The sequence below is a fragment of the Micromonospora sp. WMMD558 genome (assembly GCF_049315255.1).
Lineage (GTDB): Bacteria > Actinomycetota > Actinomycetes > Mycobacteriales > Micromonosporaceae > Micromonospora.
Window position 1 is genome coordinate 5,924,267 of sequence record NZ_CP186061.1, and the last position, 20,813, is coordinate 5,945,079.

Here is a 20,813-nt window from a genome sequence, read left to right on the forward strand (position 1 = left end):
GGCACCCAGAGCCGCACATCGATGCTGAGGAAACCACTGGAACTCCACGTTACGGGCGCGAGGTAACCGGCACGCCATCCGCGCCCAGCGCGAAACGACGACCAGCCGATGCCTAGGCCAGAGCAGGAATGATCACCAACTCGTTGTGAACGTCAATCCATTGCCAACGTGGCCGGCCCTTGCTCAGCTCGACGTAGACGGCGTGCTGGTAATCCAACTGCTGCTTGTAGGCGTTCAGCTTTCTTAGATCGAAGTTCACCGCCTTCTGACTCGCTGGATGCTTCTTTGCCTCCACGACAAGGACGTTGTGCTCACTAGTCCTTCCAGCACGATCGTGGACGATAAGGTCCGGCAGCACCGAACGCTTCCCAGCCGCCGCCCGTTCCGTGGCGCTGTCGGAACTGGGGTCGAGCAGGCCGGTCACCGCCTTCGCGATCTTTGGCTCGCCCGCCAACCGGTTGTATTCAAGATCGACCCACAGTTCGCCTGGCCAGAGCTGCTCGATCTCAGGCGCCAAGTAGCGCCCGACGCGAAACATGACCGACCGTTCACTGGCACCGCGACGCAGCAGTACCTCATCGTCCCTACACGCCGTGAGGATCGCTCTTCCCAGCGACACCCGCAGCCACTCTTCGGTAGGCACGGCACGAACCTACGCTGCAAGTCGCCATCGGGGCACGCCCGCCGCAGGCAACATTGGCGCGACGGCGTCGAAGCCACGTTCCAAGGCCCGCCCTACGCCCCAGATCGGCCGCCAGCTTGCCGCCTCACCGTGCGACGCGTTCGGCTCGGCGCACATCTCGGGCCGTTTGCCGTCGCCTCATCCGCTGCCCAGCCGGGCCAGAACCTCGCGGGCGCGCAGTGCTTGCCACGGGTTGCCCGGCATGCCGGCCACCGGCATAACCGTCGAGCCCGTTCAGCCCTGCGCGACCGGGGCGGCCGGACTGAGAAAGGGGGCCAACCGGTGGAGGGTCTCGGAGTCGCCAGGACACTTGCTGATGGTCGTCCGCGGGCCACTGATTCAGACCAGATCTCTCCACTTACGGGCTGTTGCGATGCTGGCCTAGTACTCCAACGTCACTTGGCTTCGGCGTTGGGCGTGGCGCGGGCATGAAGACGGCCACCGCGTTGATCATCGATGGTTTGTGAGGACAACCGAAGATCGTGCGGTGGCCGCGTGCCACAGCGTAGACCCCAGCCGGTGGCGGGTCACCCTCGACGAGGCGGTGGCGCGTGTCGCTGGCCGGTTCGTACGGGCGGAGCCGCGCCGGACTGCCGGGCAGTTCGTGGAAGGTCTGCTGTCGGGTCTGGAACGCAAAACCTGCTGGTCCCTGGCGGAGCGGGCGGGGCACGCGGATCCGCAGGCGATGCAGCGGTTACTGCGTACGGCGGTGTGGGACGCCGACGCCGTCCGCGATGACGTGCGAGAGTGGCTGGTCGAGCAGCTCGGCCACCCTGACGCCGTGCTGGCCACCGATGAGACAGGGTTCCTGAAGAAGGGCGTGTGCTCAGTCGGGGTGGTGAGGTGGGGCGTTGACGAGGTGCCTGCCGGGGCAGGTCCTTTTCCAACGCCCTCCTCCCGAACCGGACGGGCCCGTTTCCGAGCATCCGGCTCTCCGGTGACTACTGCGTGAGTGCGGCGCTGTTCCCGGAGTGGATCTGGTGGTGACAGTCGGCGCAGACGATGAGCGTCTTGCGTCGCCGCTTGACCATGATCTTTGTCCAGGTGTTCTTGCGTGACTGCCCGGCCTGGTCGAGGTCGGCGAGTTTGCGGACGTGGTGGACCTGGATGTCCACTGATCCGCCGCAGACCTCGCACCTGCCTGCGAGGAGCCGATTGATCAACTCCTTGCGGGCGACGGCTGGGGTGGGACTGCGGTCGATGGGGGCCGCTGTCTTCTGCCGTTTGAGTGGGATGCCGCCGAACCGGGCGACCAGTGGTGGCCTGCCCTCGCGTTCGATGCGGGCCTCGAAACACCGTCGCTTGCCGTGCTGGGTGTCGATGGAGGTCCGGTATTTCCGGGCCATCTTCGACACCGCTGAGCGGTGCTTGAGGGCCAGCGTCTTGAGCATGGAGGTCTCCATGACCCAACGCAGCCGGCTCAGCCGCCAGACATCTCCGGCGGGCAGGTAGTACTGGACGATGCCTCGGTACTCGGCCCCGTAGGTCGCGATGATGGTGTGGTCATCGTGGTTGACCAGCCGGGTCCGATGCGCGGGTTCACCACGCTGTAGGTACCGAGCGCACTTGGCCTTGATCACCGTTTTCGGCACGCGTAACCCGATCGTGCCGTTGACCGTCCGGTTCCCACGATGGTGCATGTGGTCGCCGTGCTGGACGGTGATCTCGTAGCCGAGGAATCTCGCCGCGCCTGTGCGGGCGTGCGTGATCAGCGTTTTGTCCTCGGACAGTTCCAGCTTGAGATCGTCGCGCAGGAACTGAGCGAGACGCCGTTTGATGTCCTCGGCTTCGGCTCGTGGTCCGACGAACCCGAGCAGGGTGTCATCGGCGTAGCGCACGTAGCGCAGCCGCCGGTAGCCGGGATCGTTCGGGTCCCGGCTGGGCAGGCTGTGTAACTGCTGGCGCAGTTTCCGGGCCGTGGTGCGGTCACCACGGACACGGGCACGTGCGGCCGCGTCTTGCACCCGGCAGTAGGCACGGTTCTTCGCCCTGCGTTCGCCTCGGGTGTACTCGGGGATGAGAACGTTCTCGACGAACGTGTCCAACCGGTGCAGATAGATGTTCGACAGGATCGGGGAAACTACGCCGCCCTGCGGTGCCCCGCTGAGCGTGGCGTTCCAGACCCAGTCTTCCAGATACCCGGCGGTGAGCATGTTGCGCACCAGCCGCAGAAACCGGTTGTCGTGGATGTGCTCCGCCAGCGTCGACAGCATGACCTTGTGGTCGAGCGTGCCGAAGCAGTCGGAGATGTCACCCTCGATGAACCAGGCCGTCGCCGTCCAGGTGGTCGCCACCTCGCGTAACGCGGTGTGGCAGCCCCGGCCGGGACGGAACCCGTGGGACCGGGCGGAAAACCGCGGCTCGTAGTACGCCTCCAACAGCAGGCGCATCACCTCGCCGACGAGTTTGTCCGACCAGGTGGGCAGGCCAAGCGGTCGCCGTTTCCCGTTCTTCTTCGGGATCCACGCCCGCTTCACCGGGCTGAACCGGTAGCGCTCCTGGCGCATCGCATCGATGATGCGGCCGATCTTGCCCAGCGACATGCCGTCCACGGTTTCTGCGCTGGCCCCCGGTGTCATCGCGCCCTGGTTGGCGTAGATGCGCCCGTAGGCCAGCAGATACAACTGCGGGTTGAACATCTGTCGATACAACTCATCCAGCGGCAGACCACGCTTGCCGCGTTCACGCAGGACACCCAGCACCGTTTCGGCGCTCTGCATTTCGCATACCTCCCGAGTCCTGTGGTGTCCGAATCACCTGCGCTCCTTCGCCCTGCGGACGGCTTTCCCGTCCTCCTCGGCCGGACGTGACCCCGGCGACTACTACGAGCGCTCCGTCGCCGTAGGGCTCGCGCCCCGTAGGCGATCCCGCGTTCGTCTCTGTTGCACGTGACAGCACGACGTAGGCGACCCACTCATCTCCTTGAATGCCCTCGCTGGGCATCGCCCTGCGCCCCAGAGGTTGCCCCGACCACGCTGTAAAGCCAGAGCAGAGCGCGGCGCCGGTTCCAGGCGTCATTTCCGGCGGATGGTACTTTTCATCGTCTGGAGATTGGGTTTCAAGCAATCCAGCCTTCGCCATATCGCGCGGGTCCCACGACGCATCACGTCAGACGCCTGACCATGACCGCCGGTTTCCTGGCATGCTCTTGTCCCCATCGCCTTTCAGCTCCGGGTAAGCCATCAGACCCAAGAACCTCCCTCCAAGTTCCTCCCAGCTGAGCTGGGGATACAACAGAGCGCCTCGCGGCGCACCAGCGGCAGTACACCGGCACCGCCGGTCGGGTCGAGAACAGTCAGGTCGGGGTCTTCCTGGCCTACGTCACTCCGCACGGGCGGGCGCTGATCGACCGCCGGCTCTACCTGCCCGAGACGACGTGGTGCGAGCGGCCCGAGCGTCTCGCCGCCGCCGGCGTTCCGGATGAGGTCGAGTTCGCGACGAAGCCTGCGCTGGCCCGACAGATGATCGCTGCCGCGTTGGACGCCGGTATCCCGGCGGGGTGGGTGACCGGCGACGAGGTCTACGGCGCCGACCCCGGCCTACGCGGCGACCTCGAACAGCGTCAGATCGGCTACGTCCTGGCCGTCGGCTGCGACCGACGGGTGCACGTCAACGACGGCCGCACCCTCGTACGCGTCGACGACCTCGCCGAGCGGATCCCCAGCCGCGAGTGGCAGCAGCACAGCTGCGGCGCCGGAGCGAAAGGTCCCCGCGACTACCTGTGGGCCTGGATCACCACCGCCACCCAGCCAGGTGAACACCGGTGGCTGCTCATCCGCCGCAACCGAACCACCGGCGAGCTGGCCTTCTACCTGTGCTGGTCACCCCGACCCGTCCCGCTGCACACCCTCGTCCGTGTCGCCGGTTCCCGCTGGAGCATCGAAGAGCTGTTCCAGACCGGCAAAGGCCAGGTCGGCCTGGACCACTACCAAGTCCGCGGCTGGACCGGCTGGCACCGGTTCATCACCCTGGCGATGCTCGCCCTCGCCGTCCTGACCATCCTCGCCGCCACCGCGCAGCAAACCCACGCCGACGCGGAGATCATCGCCTTGACCATCGCCGAGATCCGCCGACTCCTCAACGCCCTCGTCCTCACCGCATCGCTACCGCCAGAGCACATCCTGCACTGGTCGATCTGGCGACGAACATCCCAAGCCCGCGCCCGCCGATCCCACTACCAGCGCAGACAGGCCAAATGACGTTGGAGTACTAGGCTTATTCCATGGACGACAGGCCGCAGGCGACTCCCGCACCACGTCGGCGTGGTGGTCCTGTGCAGGTTTGGGTTGGGGTCGACGACGTCGGAAAGCCAGTCGTATCTTTCGAGCCCTTGCCTTGTGCGGCAGCTGTCATGGTCCCCATGCCTGAGGATGTTGAGAAGCTGCTGCAGCTGCACGGTGCCGTGGCCACCACGCTGAGGGCAGTGGCAGACGTAGACAACAACCGCGATGCCGTTCGGATATTGCGTGATCGGGTTTAATCCGAGCGCCGGAAGAAGCGGGACTACGAGGTGCCGACCGTGCAAGAAGTTCGAAGCGCATCGCCCCGCTGGCGGCAGGAACCAGTCCGAGATCTAGAACGCGATTACCCGTCTGAGACCACAGAGAGTGTGCGAGCACTGCCGATTGGACGGCCCGACAGCAACCGTCGGCGTCACTGAGCCACTTTCGTCACTTCGGCCAGACCGCATCCGGCGGCGAGCACGTCGACACCCCGTTGGCTCTCACGTGAGCGAGCGGGACCGATGGCGGCCCTCGCCATGGGGCCCGACTCGCGATGCCAGAGTCACAGGCCGAAAGCCCGGCGGTGGCCGCGCCCACGAAACCCACGCCTGACGTTCATTTCCCACAGCTCGGGCCGCAGCCTCGGAGGTGGTTCCGTCCGCCGCAGGCTGGGCAATGATCCGTCACGGCTACCCCTTCGCCGCCACACCCCGGCCTACCTTCTCGGCACCCGAGACGCCGGCTGCCACGTTGGTGCCTGCGATCGCCTCGGCTACTTGGTTGATCTGTTCATGCAGCAGTTCGACGGAAGCCGACAGGTCAAGGCGATGCACGACGATGTGTACCCCGCTTCCGCTGAGCTGGTACGTCACCGCTTTTCTCCCTGTCGATGCGTAGACGAGATGGCCGCGGGTCAGTTTGAGCGTGGTGCAGTAGGCGAGCATTTGGTAGATGTCGTCGCGGGGTGGGGTGTTGCCGGGTGCCTTGTATTTGGCGTCGATGACGGCCAGGCAGTGGCGCCTGTTCCACCAGGTGATGTCTGGCCTTACCAGTGGTAGCAGGTGGTCACGGTCGAGGTGCATCTGGTGTTGGCCGGTGATGGTCCCGCCGTAGCGTATCTCGACGGCGTGTCGTAGGGCTGTGGTCAACCAGTCTTCGAAGACGGTGTTGAGGTCGAAGACGAAGCCGGCGGCGAGGGTTGAGCCGTGGGCGTGTTCGATGCTTTCGCCGGCCAGGATCAGCCGGGCGAGCCGCAGGGCGGGTTGGTACCGGTTGTTGAAGCGGTTGGGCGGAGTTTTGGGTATGGGGGCGCCCGCCGTGAGGGGTGTTACGTCGGCGAGTGCGCCCGCGATGCGGTGCAGCGCGTTGCGGGTGGCCGGTGGGACGCCGGGTAGGCGGCGCAGACGGCGTACGGCCGACAGCAGGAGCTGGTTTTCTGGTATGTCCGTGTCGTAGTCGTCGTAGCGCACCTCGACGGGTAGGGCCAGTCCGGGCCGAGTTCTCAGTTGGTCTGCCTCGCGGAGTCGGCCGCGCACCAGCGGCAGGGCTTCCTCGACGGTTCGGTATCCCTGCAACAGGCCTGGGGCGAGTGCCTGGGAGGTGGCGGTGGTGAAGGCGACTGCCATCGCTGGCACGAGGTCGTGTTCGGGGGTCAGGCCGACGGGCTCGGTGCGCCAGCCGCGGGGGTCGCGGGCGTAGCCGAGCAGCCACAGCAGCCGAGCGATTCCGATCTTCGGCCGTATGTGCAGTTCGACGTGTTCGTCGCCGGCGATGATGCGGGCCGCGCCGACCATGGAGCCGGATCGCAACGACAGCCGCCCGTCGAGGGTGAGTGAGGTGTCGACGAGCTTGGTGGCTGCCATCGCCCGGGCGACGGCCGGTGTCGTCGGCTCACACTCGTGCGTCTGGTGCTCGCGTAGGCTGATCAGCCTCACTGTGCTGTATCTCCGGCGTGTTCGCGGGGCAGAGGCACGGGGGTGTTGGCGGCGGCCTGCTTCACGCGTTTGCGGAGTGCGACCAGGCCGTAGCGGAGGTTGATGTCGGTTCCGTCGCCGAGGTGGCGTTCCTCGAGCAGGGGCATGATGGCGTTCTTCCAGATCCTCGCCAGCCCCTTTTCGGTGGCGGCCTGGGTTGTCATCAGGTAGGACGGGCCGACGGCGGCGTCGCGGTCGCCGATGACGCGGTTGAGCTCGTCGAGTAGGTCCGCGCGGTCGGCGGGGAGGTTGTGCTTCTTCAGCCACTCGCGGAGCAGTCCGTCAAGGGGAGTCTCGCCGGGGAACAGCGGCTGGAAGTAGAACCGGCGGCGCATGGCGGCGTCAACGAGGGCGATGGAGCGGTCGGCGGTGTTCATGGTGCCGATCAGGTATACGTTCGGTGGGAGTTCGAAGTCTTCGGTGGGTGAGTACTGCAGTTGGATGCTGCGGTTGCGGTACTCGAGCAGGAAGTACAGCTCGCCGAAGACCTTGGCGAGGTTGGCCCGGTTGATCTCGTCGATGATGAGGATGTAGGCCTGGGAAGGGTCGTCCTTCGCGTCGGACACCAGTTGTTTGAAGGGCCCGGGCTCGAGTGCGAAGCCGACCCCGCCATCGGCGGTGGCTCGGGGGCGGAAGCCTTCGAAGAAGTCCTCGTACGAGTACGACGGGTGGAACTGGACGAGCCGGTAGGCGTTGTCGGCCTGCCCGGTGAGGAACTGGGCCAGCGCCTGTGCGAGGTAGGTCTTGCCGGTACCGGGCGGCCCGTACAGCACGATCTGCTTCTTCTCCCGCAACAGGTCAACTGTCTCGGCGAGCCACTCACGATCGATGAGCAGCTCGTCGGCCAGCTCGACCGTGGGCTCGGGCAGCTCCACCTCGGCCACCTCGAGCTGATCGTCGACGTCCTCCTCCCCCGGCTGGTCGTCCAGTTCCGCAAGGGCCGCGAACTCGACGGCGTAGGTTCCGAGGTCCGACACGGTCAGCTGACCGGACAGCTTGTTCCGTGCCTCGGCGGACAGCTCGTTTCGGGTAACTGGTGCGTCGGGATTCGCCCAGGCAACCTTCCGCCGCCGGTTCGACAAGTCGTCAGGCGTGTTCACCCAGGTGGCAGGGCCGGTGATGGTGCCGACATAAACCTTGGGCCCGTCGACGGTGACGACGATGTCGCCCTCGCTCATCCGATTGAGGAACCGGTCGAGCACTCCCACGTGCAGACCGCGCTGCGAGGGTGAGAAGTCCGGCAGCGACTCCCGTAGGTGCTGGTCCAGCTCCGCCTTCGACAGGCCCGGCTTGAGCTCTGGCAGCCCGGGGTAGGCGATGGAGCAGAACCCGTCGGAGAGCCATTGGCCGATCAGGTTGTGTCCGTGCACCTTCGCGCCGCGCACCAGCCAGCCGCGCGGTCCCTTGCCGTCGCCAGCCGGCGCGGTCTGCTGCCGCCACCTGTCGACCCAGGGTGGTTGATAGAAATGAACCGGCGTGCCAGCCTTGGCCGACAGCATTGTCCGCAGCTCCGCCAGGTCCCGATCGATGTCGCCGCTCTGATGGGGCAGCTCGTCAGCGAACGCCGTCACGATGAGCTTCTTGTGCCGCCGCGACGCGACTGGCGGAAAAGTGTCCGGAAACGCGAGGTTCAGCAGGATGTTGCGTTGGCTGTAGGCGCTATTGATCGGAATGCTGTCCAGGACCTCCTTGAAGGTCCACGGGTCGCGCAGTGCCGCCTGCTGACGGTCGACCGGCAGGCGCTTCCACGCCTGCACAAGCCGCACGAGCCACGCGATCTGCCGGTCCCGCTGCGTCATGTATGCCGTGCCGGCCCGCACGACGCCGGCATCGAGGACCGCGTCAAGGTCCGCGGGGATCTCGACCGGCTCGGGCAGCAACGACATCGCCCCGTTGATCACGGTGCGTTTCGCCGCGCCGCCGATGTCGCGTGGCAGGAGCAGATGCAGATAGATCAGCTCGCCCATGAGCTGCACCGCCGTGGGCGGTGCGGCGGCAAGCTGCCCCTGTAGCTTCCTGACGAAGCTGCCCCTGCCCGCGTCAGGCTGCTGGACAAACCTGGCGTACAGCTGATCCGCTGCCTCGGCTGTCCACACAGCCCGGCCAGGGGTGAAGGCCGACCCGTCACCGGCGAGACCGGCGTCAATCACCCTGTGGGCGGCGGCGTAGACAGCATCCTCGTTCACGGCGCTCCTCTGTCGTTTCGAGGTGGCCGACGCGCAACCGGCCGGCGCTCCCGTAGCGTGTGGCAATGTAGGGCAATTTGATGGCCAACGATCCTCATGGACCGCCGCCCTGAGGAACTCCTACCCGTCGTGGTGCGCCAATCGTCGGATGACACGCTGGCGGCAGGCGTTGCAGCCTAACCCGCCTGCAGATCGCGCCGTCAGCACGACGCACGTGCGACCTCCGACGCCGCCAACTCGCGGCTACTACACGTCACGGTTAGCCAAATGTTCGACATGGTCGTGTGCGCTGTCAGCATCCACCGCGGGATCGGTTCCGATCCGGTCGATCTTGCCAGCTCAGCACATCGTCCAGTCTTCGACGGCAACAACCAGTTCCTCTGCCCGAGCAGTCGAGATCTTGTGTCGCTTGGCAATCTCCGACAACACCGTCTCCTCACTGACTTCGACGCTGTCCTCGGTTGCCTGGTTGAACTCGGCATTCAGCACGTAAGCCTGCTCCGTCGGAAGCCTGCACTTGTTTGGCTGCGCCAGCTTCTCGCGAAGCGTGGCCGGATTGAGCTGGTAGCCCCGCCAGGTTGCCGCATCCCCTGTGGCGGCCTCCGACCAGCGGCCGCCGGGTGCCCACTCGAACACCGCGTAGCTCGGCAAGACTTCACGCCGGTCGTAGGTGACCACGATCGACAGTGCTTGCCAACCTTGCCCCCGATGGCGCTCCACAACTTGCGATGCCACAGCTGTAACCTGCTGCTCACTGACCGGGAAGGTGCGCAGCTCGGCCCGCAGCGCCAGGCGCCGAGCACCGGAGCCGGCGCTGACGTCCCGTCGCTCGAAGATCTCGTAGGCAGGCAAGCTTGGTCCAGGCGCCACCTCACTGGTTCCCGCCGCCGACGGCGTACCAGCCGTCGAGGCCGGGGCTGTGGGCGCAACGGCGGTGCCACCGGGATCAGGACGGTGTGACGACGTGGCTGGCTCGGTGCCAGGACTAACCGAAGCGGATCGCGGCGTTGAGGTGTCACCAATGACCAGCCCGATCGTGGCAAGAGTCGTTGTGCCCGCGCAGCACAGGAACAGCACACCCACCGCCACCAGGAGCAGGATCACCCACAGCCTGAGACCCTTCCGGGAAGCGGCGGCAGGAGATGCCGACGGTACCGGCGACCGCCACACAGACGGAAACCCGTCGCGTTGAGACGGCGGCCCGCCTGAGGGCCCAGGTTGATCCGGCAACTGTGACACAGCACCTCCCATCAGGTGGGCGTACTGCAATTGTCGCCGTCGACCCGACCCGGCACGCTCCATCGAACAGCGGAACGACGAACCCAACGATCGGCGCAACCTGCCCGCTTAGCGAGACGACGACGCGTCAAATGCCTCAACTCGTTGTCGATCCTGAATGGCGACAACTTCGGGCGTGCCGAATAGGTCGCCAGAAGCCCTGGTCATGAGGCCGACGGTGAGACGAGCTCGGTACCCAGCTGAGTTTCGCCACAAACCGGGCCGATCCACTAACTCACATGCCACACCATCCGGGCAGCCGCCGGTGCGGCCGGAGCGAAAGGCGTCCAGCAGCGGGCCGGCTTGACCCCTTCGGTGTTCTCTGGGAGGTCACGCCGGACCGCTCGCCCACATCACCGCAGGTCAAAGCCCTCGGCTCTGTCCAGTGTCGGTGAGCACTTCGGGCGCGGTGACCACTTCGCCAACCTGCACCCAATCTGCTCCCACTTGCAAGGCCAGGTGATTCAGCAGCTCCTTACCGCCGTGACGTGCGCATACTCCCCTGCCAGGGGACATAGAGTGCTGTCGACTGCTGCGCAAAACCGCGGAGCACTCCGGTGTGAACCGGGACGCCGAACGGCCTCTGACCTGCCGGAACGTGAAGGCGCAGGTGGATGCGGGTGCCGTTGGGTGCAGCTGAACGCCGTTTGATGCAGTTGAGCGCTGTTCAGCGCACCCCGCTGCTCCCAGCCCGCTCCCCTATCATTCATCGGTAGGCCGTGCCTGCACAGGGCCGCAACCCACGCGTGCTGGCCGCCAGAATCACCATCACCGATCACCGATCACCGACCTCGAGCTGGCCAATGCCCAATCTGCCGCGTGCTGCCCCTTGCTGGGCAACCCTGACCGCGTACGCCTACTTCCAGAGGTCAGCGAGCGGCCCTACGTGCCACAACTGGACGCCGCACCGCCTAGCTGGGACTTTCGAGAAGCAACGAGACGCCTTGGCCGACGCCGACGCACAGTGTGGCGAGGCCTCGGCGGGCGGATTCGCGTGTCATCCGGCCCAGCAGGGTCACCACCAGGCGGGTGCCGGAGCAGCCAAGCGGGTGGCCGAGGGCGATGGCGCCGCCGTCGCGATTGACGACGTCGAGGTCGAGCCCGAGCCGCCGGACGCAGGCCAGCACCTGCGGCGCGAAAGCCTCGTTCAGCTCGACGGCATCCAGAGTGGGCACTGTCCAGCCAGCGCGGGCGAGTGCCTTCTCGGTGGCCGGCACCGGGCCGAGCCCCATCACCGATGGCGCCACGCCCGCGCTGGCGGCCGTGACCACTCGGGCGAGCGGGGTTAGGCCCTGCCGTTGTACGGCGGCCTCACTCGCGAGCACGAGCGCGGCAGCGCCGTCGGCCAACGGCGACGCCGACCCGGCGGTGACGATGCCATCGAACACTGGCTTAAGCGCCGCGAGCTTGCTGGCGTCGGTCTCGGCGCGGGGGCACTCGTCGGCCTCGATCGCACCGCCGCGCACGGGCACATGCAGCAGCTCGTCAGCGAAGTGGCCCGCCTGCTGGGCGGCGACCGCGCGCTGCTGGCTGCGCAGGGCGTACGCGTCGGACTCTTCGCGCGTGATGCCGTCGAGCTGCGCCACCTTCTCGGCGGTCCGCCCCAGGGAGATCGTCGCCTCGCCGCCGTCAAGGTCCGGCATCCGTGGGTTGACGAGGCGCCAACCGAGGGCGGTGTCGGCCAGCTCGCCCGGTGCGGCGTACGGGCGTTCCGGCCGCGCCATCACCCATGGCGCACGGGTCATCGACTCCACCCCGCCGGCGACCACCACGTCGGCGTGGCCGGCGCCGATCGCCTGTGCCGCCGACACCACCGCGGTCAGGCCGGAGGCGCAGAGCCGGTTGACGGTGTAGCCGGGCACGTGGTCGGGTAGCCCGGCGAGCAGGACCGCCATCCGGGCCACATTGCGGTTGTCCTCACCGGCCTGGTTGGCCGCCCCAAGCGCCACTTCGTCGATAGTGGACGGATCGGCCCCAGCGCGCCGGACGGCCTCCCCGACGACGAGCGCCGCCAGGTCGTCGGGCCGTACGCCGGCGAGGGCTCCCCGGTGCCGGCCGATCGGCGTCCGCACCGCTCCCACGACGTACACCTGCTGCGTCATCAGAGCGTCCCTTCTGTCGTGAGCATCCGCGCCGGGTTGCCCCTGGTGATCGCGGCGATGTCCGCCTCGCTGAGGCCCTTGCGCCGCATCACCGGCAGTACGTTGGCAAGAATGTGGCCGTACCCTTCACCGCCGTAGCGGCACAGGTGAGCCTTGCGATAGATGTCCTGCGATATCAGCAGCTGATCGCGGTACCCTGCGTCGACGAGCGCCACGAGAAAGTCGACCCGGCGCGCGTCGTTCGGCATGTCGATGTCGGCGAACGCGTAGTAGCTGGACTCCTGGCCGAACAGGTCGAACTCCAGGTAGCAACCGGTCGCCGCGAGCCGCCGCAGCGGCTCGGTTGCGAGCAACGTACGGTCGAGGTGGCATATCACCACCCGGTCGAGCGCCCCGCCGGCCTGTTCGACGACCTCGAGCGCCGCGAACGGCGCGTCCTCGTCGCGGCCTGGGTGGATCATCAGCGCGACACCGGTCTCCCGCTGCGCCCGGGCCGCCGCCCGCAGCACCTTCATCTCGTCGGGGTGGCCCATCCCGGTCAGGCCGACCTCCCCGATCAAGCCCGCTCTGATACCGGTGCCGTCGACGCCGTCCACGATGTCCGCCACGATCTGCGCGGTGAGCGCCGCCTCGTCGCGGTCCGCTACGTACGTCGGGTGGAACTCGCGGACGTAGTAGCCCGCGCCCATGACGATCTGCACGCCCGACTGACGCGCGACATGTGCCAGGCCCTCCGGATCGCGGCCCAGCCCGATCGAGGTCACGTCCACGATCGTGCCGCCGCCCAGCTCCCGGTACCGGCTCAGCTCGGCGATCGCGTCGTCAACGTCGAGCAGCTGCCGGTCGTACAGGTTGAAGTTGCCGCGGCGGAGCGCGTAGTAGTTGTCGAGCCGGATCGGTTCGTAGTACGCCCGCCGGGCGGTCGCCGGCAGTTCCCGGGCAGGTGGTCGACACAGGTCGATGAGCACGTGTTCGTGTGGCTGTACATGGCCCAGCGACTCCGGCGCCACCGGGCCGAGCACGGTTTGGACCGTTCCCCGTTCAGACATGTGCATCGTCTTTCTCAATCACGTCGGTGGCCCCGCCGGCACTGGTGGTCTCACTCGGACTGGCGCTCGCGCCAGCGCGGCGCCGGCGCACCCCCCGTACCACCGACAACGCGACCATGCCGAGCACCACCGCGACGATCGCACCGGACAGCGGCCGGGAAACGAAGATGGTCAGGGAGCCGTCGGACAACAGCAGCGACTGGCGGAACGAACGCTCCATGATCGGCCCGAGGACGAAGGCCAACACCAGCGGCCCGGCCTCGAAGCCGGTCTTGCGCATCAGGTAGCCGAGCACACCGAATGCCACCGCCACGCCGATGTCGAAGATGCTGTTGTTGACGCTGTACACCCCGGCCATCGTGACGAGCACGGCGATGGGCCCGAGGATCCCGGCCCGCAGCCGCAGCATCTGCACGAACACCCCGACCAGCGGCATGTTCAGCAGCAGCAACAACAGGTTGCCGACATACATCGAGGCGATCACGCCCCAGAACACGTCCGGCTGCTCGTTGATCAATTGCGGGCCCGGCGTGATGCCTTGCAGCAGTAGCGCCCCGAACAGCAGCGCCAGCACCGCGTTGGACGGCAGGCCCAGGGTCAGCAACGGGATGAACGACGACGTGGAGGCCGCGTTGTTGGCGGTTTCCGGCCCGGCGACGCCCTCGATCGCGCCGCGGCCGAACCGCTCTGGCTGCTTGGCGCGGCGCTTTTCCAGGACGTACGACGCCATCGACGCGACCACGCCGCCGCCGCCGGGCAGTACGCCCAGCAGGAAACCCACGACGGAGCCGCGGGCGATTGCGCCCCGGGACGCCCGCCAGTCGTCGCGGCTGATCCATGCCCGACGTACCCGGGTGACGATCCGCTGGCCCGCCTCGCTGCGCTCGAGGTTGTAGAGCACCTCGCCGATGCCAAACAGCCCCATCGCCACCGCGACGAAGTCGAGGCCACCGAGCAGCTCCAGCACGCCGAACGAGAGCCGCGCTTCACCGGTGATCGGGTCCTGCCCAATGGCGGCGAGCACGAAGCCGAACCCGGCGGCGGCGAGACTCTTCGGTAGGGACCGAGTGCCGAGATACGACACGAGCAGGATGCCGAGCACGGTGAGCATGGTGTATTCCGGCGGGCCGAATTTCACCGCGACCTGCGCGAGTGGGGACGCGAACAAGGTCAGCCCGACCACGGCGAGCGTGCCGCCGATGAACGACCCGACGGCCGCGATCCCGAGGGCGCTGCCGGCCCTGCCCTGTTTCGCCATCTGGTAGCCGTCGAACGTGGTGACCACGCTCGCGGCCTCACCCGGGAGCTGCAACAGCACCGATGTGATGGTGCCGCCGTACATGGAGCCGTAGTAGATGCCGGCGAGCATGATGATCGCCGAGGTCGGCTCCATGCCGTACGTCACCGGCAGCAGCAGCGCCACCGTGGCCGTCGAGCCGAGGCCTGGTAGCACGCCGATGACCATCCCGATCAGCACGCCGATCAGGACGTACAGCAGGTTCTGCGGTGCGACGGCGACCGAGAGACCGGTCAGCAGGGAATCCATTGCCTACTCCCTAGGACCACAGGTCGGCGATCGGGTCGGGCGGGAACGGCACGCCCAGCCCGACGACGAACAGCAACTGGATGCCGACCACGCAGGCCGGTGCGAGCAGCGTCGAGGTCAGCCACGGCCCACCGCCGAGCACCTTGAGCCAGAACCAGAACGTCACGGTGCCGGCGATGACGAACCCGACCCAGGTGAACGCCACGACGAAAACGACCAGGCTCGCCGAGCCGAGCAGCACCCGCCGGATGCCGCCCGGCTCAGCCGGTTCGTACTCCTCCTGGGCCGGCCGCAGCATCGCCACGACACCGCACACGGTGACCAGCGTCGCGGCGGTGAACGGCCACAGTCCTGGCCCTGGCCCGTCGGCAGTGGTCAACGACAAGCCGGCCGCGACGACCATCATCGCGATGCCGCTCGCGGCCGCGACCCCGGCCGCGAGTCGGCTCATCGTCATCGTCACCCAGACACCGCCTCTTGGTACGTCTTGGTGATCTCGTCCATCTCCTTGCCCCACTGCGTGCCGTCGACGAACTCCTTCGGCACGTACTGCTCGCCGATGCCCTCGATCACCTTGGCGTCCTTGAGTGCATCGCGCAGCGTCTGCGCAAGCTTGTCGAGCACCTCCTGCGGCACACCGCCGCCGGCCACCAGGCCGAACCGGGACGTGGCCAGGGTCAACTTCGGGAAGCCCAGCTCGACGAAGGTCGGCACCTCCGGCAGGTACGGCACCCGCTGCGGCGTGAAGATCGCCAACGGACGCGCCTGCCCGCCCTCGATCTTGGACAGGGTGGCGGGAGAGGCGTTGGTCACCATCGCGTCGATGTTGCCGCCGAGCAGTGCGCTGGACAGCTCCGCCTCACCCTGGAACGGCACCTGCTTGAGCTTCACCCCGTACTCGTCGGCGAAGCGCTTGACCTCGATGCCGGCGGAGGTGGTCGGGCCGTTGGTGCCGATGGTCACCGACTCCGGCTTGGCCTTGGCCGCCGCGATGAAGTCGGCCGCGTTGGCGAACCGGGACTTGGCGCTGGTCACCACGACGATCGGCTGCTCGGCGACCAAGCCGATGGGCGCCAGATCCTTTGGCTGGTATGTCGCCTGCCCGAGCACGGGCGGGATCAGCGCGGTCGGGGTGGCGATGATGGCGATCGTGTGGCCGTCCTTCTTCGCCTTCATCAGCTCAGTGATGGCGATGGCGCCACCGCCGCCGGGCTTGTTGGTCACCACGACCGGCTTGCCCAGCTTGCCTTGGAGGTTCTCCGCGACCACCCGGGCCATCCGGTCGGTGGTGCCGCCAGCGGCGTACGGGACGAGCAGGGTGATCGAGTCGCTCGGGTAGTCACCGCCGCCGCGCTGTTGCTGCTGGCAGCCGGCGGTCAGCGCGAGCGCGGCGATAGCCGCGACGACCGTCGATCGGCGGACCAGGGACGGGAATTTCATGATTACTACTCCTAAATGGGGTTAGGGCCGGACAGGGTTCTGAGAGTTGGGGTTGGCCGGGGAATGTGGTTATCGGACCGGGGTGGTGGCTGCGGCGTCGACCGCCAGCTCGGCGGCCAGGTCGTCCAGCGCCACACCGAGGCGCCGCAGCAGCTCCGCGAGGTCGTCGTCGCCGATGGTCAGAGGCGGCGCCACCAGCACCGCGTCGCCGAGGCTGCCGTCGATGCCGCCGCCCGCGGGGTAGAGCAGCAGCCCGTGCCGCTTGGCGATCGCCAGCAGTCGAGCGGTAACCCTGGCATGCGCGGGGTACGGAGTCCGGCGCTGGCGATCCGCCACGAGTTCGAGGCCCCACATCAGGCCCTCGCCACGAACGTCGCCGACGATTCCGCCGCCGTGGGACTCGGCGAGGTCGCACAGCGCCTGCCGCACCTGGGGACCGAGCTGCGCGGCGCGCCTGATCAGGTCGAATTCGCGCAAGTACGCCACGACGGCGCCGCCGGCCGCGGCGGCGACCGGAGTGTCGGTGAAGGTGTGGCCGATGCCCGGGCCGCCCGGCAGCTTGGCGACCGCTTCGGCGACCTCGCTGGTGCACAGGATCCCGGCGAGGGCGACGTAACCGCCGCCGATGCCCTTCCCGAACGTCAGGATGTCCGGTCGGGCGTCCCAGTGCTGGTGGCCGAATGGCCGCCCGGTACGCCCGGCGCCGGTCATCACCTCGTCAGCGATGAACAGCACGCCGAACTGGTCGCAGGTCTCGCGTACCCGCTCGTAGTAGCCGGCGGGCGGGCGCAGCGCCCCGGCCGAGGCACCGGTGATCGGTTCCGCGATGAATGCCGCGACCCGGTCCGGGCCGTGCGCCGCGATAGCGTCCTCCAGGCTTCCCAGGCAGGCCGAGCCACAGGAGCCCGGATCGAGCCGCAGCGGGCAGCGGTAGCAGTACGGGGCGTCGACCTGCGGCCAGTCGTGCAACAGCGGCGCAAACGGGGCACGGCGTACCGGGTTGCCGCCAGCCGACCGAGCGCCCAGCGTTGCGCCGTGGTAGCTCATCCGGCGGCTCAGCACGATCGTCCGTTCGGCATCGCCGCGCGCCGCGTGATAGCGCAGCGCGAGCTGCACTGCCGCTTCGACCGCCTCCGACCCGCTGGAGGTGAACATCGCATACGGCAGCTGTCCGCCGGTCCAGGCCGCCAACTCACCCGCCAGCCGCTCAGCCGGCTCGTTGTGGAACTGGCTGCGGTGCGGGAACGCCACCATCCGTGCCTGCGCGGCCATCGCGTCGGCCACCTCGGCGACGCCATGCCCGATGTTCGCGGCCACCGCGCCGGAGCAGCCGTCGAGGTACGCCCGCCCGTCCGCGTCGTACAGCCAGACACCCTCGCCGCGGACCGCGGTCGGCCGCTCACTCAACAAGCTGAGCAGCAACGCACTCCTCGAAGCTCTCATCGCGCCGCCGCCTCACGGTCGGTGCGCAGCCGCGCGGTGGTGTGCGCGTGCACCTCGTCAAGGGTCACCCCGGGCGCCATCTCGACCAGCCGCAGCCCGTCGCCGTCGACCGCGAGCACCGCGAGGTCGGTGATGATGAGGTCGACCGGGCGCAGCGAGGTGAGCGGCAGGGTCGCCGTATCCACCACCTTCGGCTGGCCGTCGTGCGTGGTGTGCGTCATCGCGACAACGACCCGTCGGGCGCCAGCGAGCAGGTCCATCGCGCCACCCACCCCGAGTACCGGTTTGCCCGGCACCGCCCAGTTCGCCACCCGGCCGCGCCCGTCGACCTGCAACGCCCCGATGACGGCGACGTCGACGTGGCCGCCGCGGATCATTCCGAAGGAGCTGGCCGAGTCGAAGTACGCCACGCCAGCCCGCTCCGTAACCGGCTGCTTGCCGGCGTCGATGATGTCCGCGTCGTAGGCGTCCGCCGTCGGACGCGGGCCGAACCCCAGCATCCCGTTCTCCGACTGGAACACCACATTCCGCCCGGTGACCAGGTCGGGGATCAGGGTGGGAATGCCAATGCCGAGGTTGACGATGTCGCCATCGCGCAGCTCGGCGGCAGCGCGGGCGGCGATCCAGTTACGTTTCTCAGCGCTCATCGGTACCCCCCTCAGCCAGTACGACGGTGTCCACGTACAAGTGCGGCGTGACGATCACGTCGGGGTCGTCGAACTCGTCGACGATCTCGTCGACCTCAGCGATGACGTGCCCAGCGGCGCTGGCCATCATCGGATTGAAGTTCCGCGCAGTTTTGCGGTACGTGAGGTTGCCGTGCCGGTCTGCGCGGTGCGCCCGCACCAGCGCCACATCGGCCCGCAGCGACCGTTCCAGCAGGTAGTCACGGCCGTCGAAGTGGGCGACGGGCCGGCCTTCGGCCAGGAGCGTGCCGACGCCGGCCGGCGTGTAGAAGGCCGGGATCCCGGCGCCGCCGCAGCGGATCGCCTCCGACAGGGTCCCCTGCGGCAGCAGTGTCACCTCCAGGTCGCCGCGCTCGTACGCCTGCGCTACCTCGGGGTTCGAGGTGAAGAACGAACCGACGACCCGCCGGATCTGGCCGGCGCGCAGCAACGCGCCGAGGCCACGGCCCGGTTCGCCGATGTTGTTGCTGATGATCGTCAGCCCGGCACGGCCTGATTGGGCGAGCGCCGCGACGAGGCCGAGTGGCTGGCCGACCAGGCCAAAACCGCCGACCATCACCGTCGCGCCGTCGCGGACAGCATCCCGCACGGCACCGAGGGCATGGTCGGACGAAAGACAGCGGACCACGAGACTCCTTGCGTCAAGCTTCCAAGGCACGGTGAGCACTGCTCGCCTGCGTCCTCGGAAACGCTTGACTGGCCCGCTTACTCGGCTCGTGTGGTCGCTCGGGTGGGCGAGCGGCACGAGCCGTCACAGGCGAGTCGGTCGTCACCGATAGCGGCACCACCAACTTGCTCGAATACATATAACAGTCACCCGCTGTACGTACAAGCGGGCTCAGGTTGTGGCCTGCGTCACCTTGTGGTCGCTGTACCGTTGGACGGCGCCACGCAGCGCAACCACCATCGCGTCGGATGATGGCGCCAGGTAACGACTCTTGATCAGCGCGGCGAGGCCGGCGATGCCCTGTGACAGGTCATAGCCGACAACCAGCCGTCGCAGGAAGTCGTTTGCGAGTCCGGTGATAACGGTGAACTCGGCAGCAACCACCACGTCGGTACGCGGATCAACCTCCAGTACCACCCCGCAGTGCTCATACCTCGCGTGCATGCTCGTGCCACGTGGCGCGGCCGAGTACCCGGTGACGAGAACTGTCTCCACGAGACCCATCCTCCAGCCACCTCAACTGCCGGATACACCGCCCTCACAAGTGGGCCCGAAATAGAACGAGATGTCGCAGCTTACCGGCGCTCAGGCAAGATCAAGCTGATCACGCCGCACACGAGCCGCCGCGAGACGCGTACCGGACCGTGGCAAGCCGGACGCGCCAACGCTAAATCCGGGCTGCGGGACTACGTCTTCGGCTGGGGCCGGATGCACTCACTGGACGGCAACACCGCCTCCTACCTGCAGTACGCGTACGCCCGGATCCGGTCGATCTTCCGCCGGGCCGAGGTTTCACGCCGCCCGGGACGATGGTGCACCTCGCCGACCCGGCGGAGCGGGTACTCGCGATCGAGCTGACGGGCTTCGGTCGGACAACTGCCACAAGCGCTCACCTCGTAGCGGGACGGCAGAGACGGCCGCTGCGTGAGCATGCCAAACCAACCAGCCGGCAGCGGTGATGCGTGCCGATGGAACGCCTCGGCGGCTGGGTCGCCGGGACCCGCAGGGTTCGTCGCCAGGCTGAATTCAACCCAGAACGGCGAGCGCCACGCTGAGACCGCCAGCGGCGGTTGCCAGTGTGACCGCCGCCAGCCAGGGGCCGGGCGGGCAGGCCGAGCTCAGCGCGGCCGGGGCATCGGAGGGCGGAAGGCGCCGTCGCAGCGCCGCTGCGGCGACGATGACCACCGTCATCGCGCTGACGACGGCGGCCAGGAAGATCCATCCACCAAGGTGCGGCAGGAGGAAACGACTGGCCGCGGCCGCCGCGACGACGAAGGCTGTTGCTGTACGCCGCCACGCCAGCACCGTCCGTTCCAGCTGCAAACCGCAATCACCTGACGAAACGGGATCCGAGGAGGGATCTGAGGACGGCGACGAGCCCGGGAGAGGCGAACAGCTCGACGAGGACGGAGCGTCCGGGGCGAAGGAGCAGCCGCGAGGCGAGGAGCCGAATTCGATCACAGGGTGAGGCCCAGGAGGACCAGGACGCCGACGAGCATGAGACCTGCACCGACTGGCACAGCCATCAGCGGTGGCGG

15 protein-coding genes and 3 pseudogenes are annotated in these 20,813 nt (G+C 67.7%); 3 read left to right on the forward strand and 15 right to left on the reverse strand.

Annotation, left to right across the window (positions count from 1 at the left end):
• Positions 1–112 precede the first annotated feature (112 nt).
• The gene (locus ACN26Y_RS28085; protein WP_422733796.1) at positions 113–643 is read right to left on the reverse strand and encodes a hypothetical protein; all 531 of its coding nucleotides are present in this window, start codon (positions 641–643) and stop codon (positions 113–115) included.
• Positions 644–1,226: 583 nt separating this feature from the next.
• Between ACN26Y_RS28085 and ACN26Y_RS28090 the strand changes: the two are divergent.
• Positions 1,227–1,526: pseudogene (locus ACN26Y_RS28090) on the forward strand (transposase); the annotation flags it as partial.
• A 97-nt stretch (positions 1,527–1,623) separates the two neighbouring features.
• Here the strand turns inward: ACN26Y_RS28090 and ACN26Y_RS28095 are convergent.
• Entirely contained in the window at positions 1,624–3,402 is a 1,779-nt protein-coding gene (locus ACN26Y_RS28095) for a reverse transcriptase/maturase family protein (RefSeq protein WP_196255720.1), read from the reverse strand.
• Between the two features lie 534 nt (positions 3,403–3,936).
• Here ACN26Y_RS28095 and ACN26Y_RS28100 point away from each other — a divergent pair.
• Positions 3,937–4,881 (forward strand): annotated as a pseudogene (locus ACN26Y_RS28100) (IS701 family transposase); the annotation flags it as partial.
• Between the two features lie 713 nt (positions 4,882–5,594).
• Here the strand turns inward: ACN26Y_RS28100 and ACN26Y_RS28105 are convergent.
• The 12 genes from ACN26Y_RS28105 to ACN26Y_RS28160 form a co-directional block, all read right to left on the reverse strand.
• Positions 5,595–6,839 carry an McrC family protein gene (locus ACN26Y_RS28105; RefSeq protein WP_422733797.1) on the reverse strand — a complete coding sequence of 415 codons (1,245 nt, stop codon included), beginning with the start codon at positions 6,837–6,839 and terminating at the stop codon, positions 5,595–5,597.
• On the reverse strand, positions 6,836–9,064 hold the full coding sequence (locus tag ACN26Y_RS28110) for an McrB family protein (protein ID WP_422733798.1): 2,229 nt from the start codon (positions 9,062–9,064) through the stop codon (positions 6,836–6,838). The genes ACN26Y_RS28105 and ACN26Y_RS28110 overlap by 4 nt, the downstream gene beginning before the upstream one ends.
• A gap of 339 nt (positions 9,065–9,403) precedes the next feature.
• The gene (locus tag ACN26Y_RS28115) at positions 9,404–10,168 is read right to left on the reverse strand and encodes a hypothetical protein (protein WP_422733799.1); all 765 of its coding nucleotides are present in this window, start codon (positions 10,166–10,168) and stop codon (positions 9,404–9,406) included.
• A 1,085-nt stretch (positions 10,169–11,253) separates the two neighbouring features.
• Complete coding sequence (locus ACN26Y_RS28120; RefSeq protein ID WP_422733800.1) at positions 11,254–12,444, reverse strand: thiolase family protein; 1,191 nt, start codon at positions 12,442–12,444, stop codon at positions 11,254–11,256.
• Positions 12,444–13,511 (reverse strand): phosphotriesterase family protein, encoded by a 1,068-nt coding sequence (locus ACN26Y_RS28125; RefSeq protein ID WP_422733801.1) that lies wholly within the window; start codon positions 13,509–13,511, stop codon positions 12,444–12,446. Before ACN26Y_RS28125 ends, ACN26Y_RS28120 begins: the two co-directional genes overlap by 1 nt.
• The gene (locus ACN26Y_RS28130; RefSeq protein WP_422733803.1) at positions 13,486–15,039 is read right to left on the reverse strand and encodes a tripartite tricarboxylate transporter permease; all 1,554 of its coding nucleotides are present in this window, start codon (positions 15,037–15,039) and stop codon (positions 13,486–13,488) included. The genes ACN26Y_RS28125 and ACN26Y_RS28130 overlap by 26 nt, the downstream gene beginning before the upstream one ends.
• A 10-nt stretch (positions 15,040–15,049) precedes the next feature.
• Positions 15,050–15,490 (reverse strand): tripartite tricarboxylate transporter TctB family protein, encoded by a 441-nt coding sequence (locus tag ACN26Y_RS28135; protein ID WP_422733804.1) that lies wholly within the window; start codon positions 15,488–15,490, stop codon positions 15,050–15,052.
• 8 nt (positions 15,491–15,498) lie between these two features.
• Entirely contained in the window at positions 15,499–16,479 is a 981-nt protein-coding gene (locus ACN26Y_RS28140) for a tripartite tricarboxylate transporter substrate binding protein (RefSeq protein ID WP_422733805.1), read from the reverse strand.
• A gap of 69 nt (positions 16,480–16,548) precedes the next feature.
• Positions 16,549–17,901, reverse strand: a complete 1,353-nt coding sequence (locus ACN26Y_RS28145) for an aminotransferase class III-fold pyridoxal phosphate-dependent enzyme (RefSeq protein WP_422733806.1) — start codon at positions 17,899–17,901, stop codon at positions 16,549–16,551.
• A 17-nt stretch (positions 17,902–17,918) separates the two neighbouring features.
• Positions 17,919–18,569 carry a 3-oxoacid CoA-transferase subunit B gene (locus ACN26Y_RS28150; protein ID WP_422733807.1) on the reverse strand — a complete coding sequence of 217 codons (651 nt, stop codon included), beginning with the start codon at positions 18,567–18,569 and terminating at the stop codon, positions 17,919–17,921.
• The gene (locus ACN26Y_RS28155) at positions 18,559–19,275 is read right to left on the reverse strand and encodes a CoA transferase subunit A (RefSeq protein ID WP_422733808.1); all 717 of its coding nucleotides are present in this window, start codon (positions 19,273–19,275) and stop codon (positions 18,559–18,561) included. Before ACN26Y_RS28155 ends, ACN26Y_RS28150 begins: the two co-directional genes overlap by 11 nt.
• A 171-nt stretch (positions 19,276–19,446) precedes the next feature.
• Complete coding sequence (locus ACN26Y_RS28160) at positions 19,447–19,779, reverse strand: DUF3870 domain-containing protein (protein ID WP_422733809.1); 333 nt, start codon at positions 19,777–19,779, stop codon at positions 19,447–19,449.
• 177 nt (positions 19,780–19,956) lie between these two features.
• Between ACN26Y_RS28160 and ACN26Y_RS28165 the strand changes: the two are divergent.
• Positions 19,957–20,159, forward strand: a pseudogene (locus ACN26Y_RS28165) (DALR anticodon-binding domain-containing protein); the annotation flags it as partial.
• Between the two features lie 142 nt (positions 20,160–20,301).
• Here the strand turns inward: ACN26Y_RS28165 and ACN26Y_RS28170 are convergent.
• Positions 20,302–20,598 carry a DUF202 domain-containing protein gene (locus tag ACN26Y_RS28170; protein WP_422733810.1) on the reverse strand — a complete coding sequence of 99 codons (297 nt, stop codon included), beginning with the start codon at positions 20,596–20,598 and terminating at the stop codon, positions 20,302–20,304.
• Between the last annotated feature and the right edge of the window lie 215 nt (positions 20,599–20,813).

What these genes read in the sequence shown, in the direction of transcription:
- ACN26Y_RS28095 (WP_196255720.1), bottom strand. Translation starts at nt 3,402, where the DNA reads ATGCAGAGCGCCGAAACGGTGCTGGGTGTCCTGCGTGAACGCGGCAAG.
- ACN26Y_RS28120 (WP_422733800.1), bottom strand. Translation starts at nt 12,444, where the DNA reads ATGACGCAGCAGGTGTACGTCGTGGGAGCGGTGCGGACGCCGATCGGC.
- ACN26Y_RS28130 (WP_422733803.1), bottom strand. Translation starts at nt 15,039, where the DNA reads ATGGATTCCCTGCTGACCGGTCTCTCGGTCGCCGTCGCACCGCAGAAC.
- ACN26Y_RS28135 (WP_422733804.1), bottom strand. Translation starts at nt 15,490, where the DNA reads ATGAGCCGACTCGCGGCCGGGGTCGCGGCCGCGAGCGGCATCGCGATG.
- ACN26Y_RS28140 (WP_422733805.1), bottom strand. Translation starts at nt 16,479, where the DNA reads ATGAAATTCCCGTCCCTGGTCCGCCGATCGACGGTCGTCGCGGCTATC.
- ACN26Y_RS28150 (WP_422733807.1), bottom strand. Translation starts at nt 18,569, where the DNA reads ATGAGCGCTGAGAAACGTAACTGGATCGCCGCCCGCGCTGCCGCCGAG.
- ACN26Y_RS28160 (WP_422733809.1), bottom strand. Translation starts at nt 19,779, where the DNA reads ATGGGTCTCGTGGAGACAGTTCTCGTCACCGGGTACTCGGCCGCGCCA.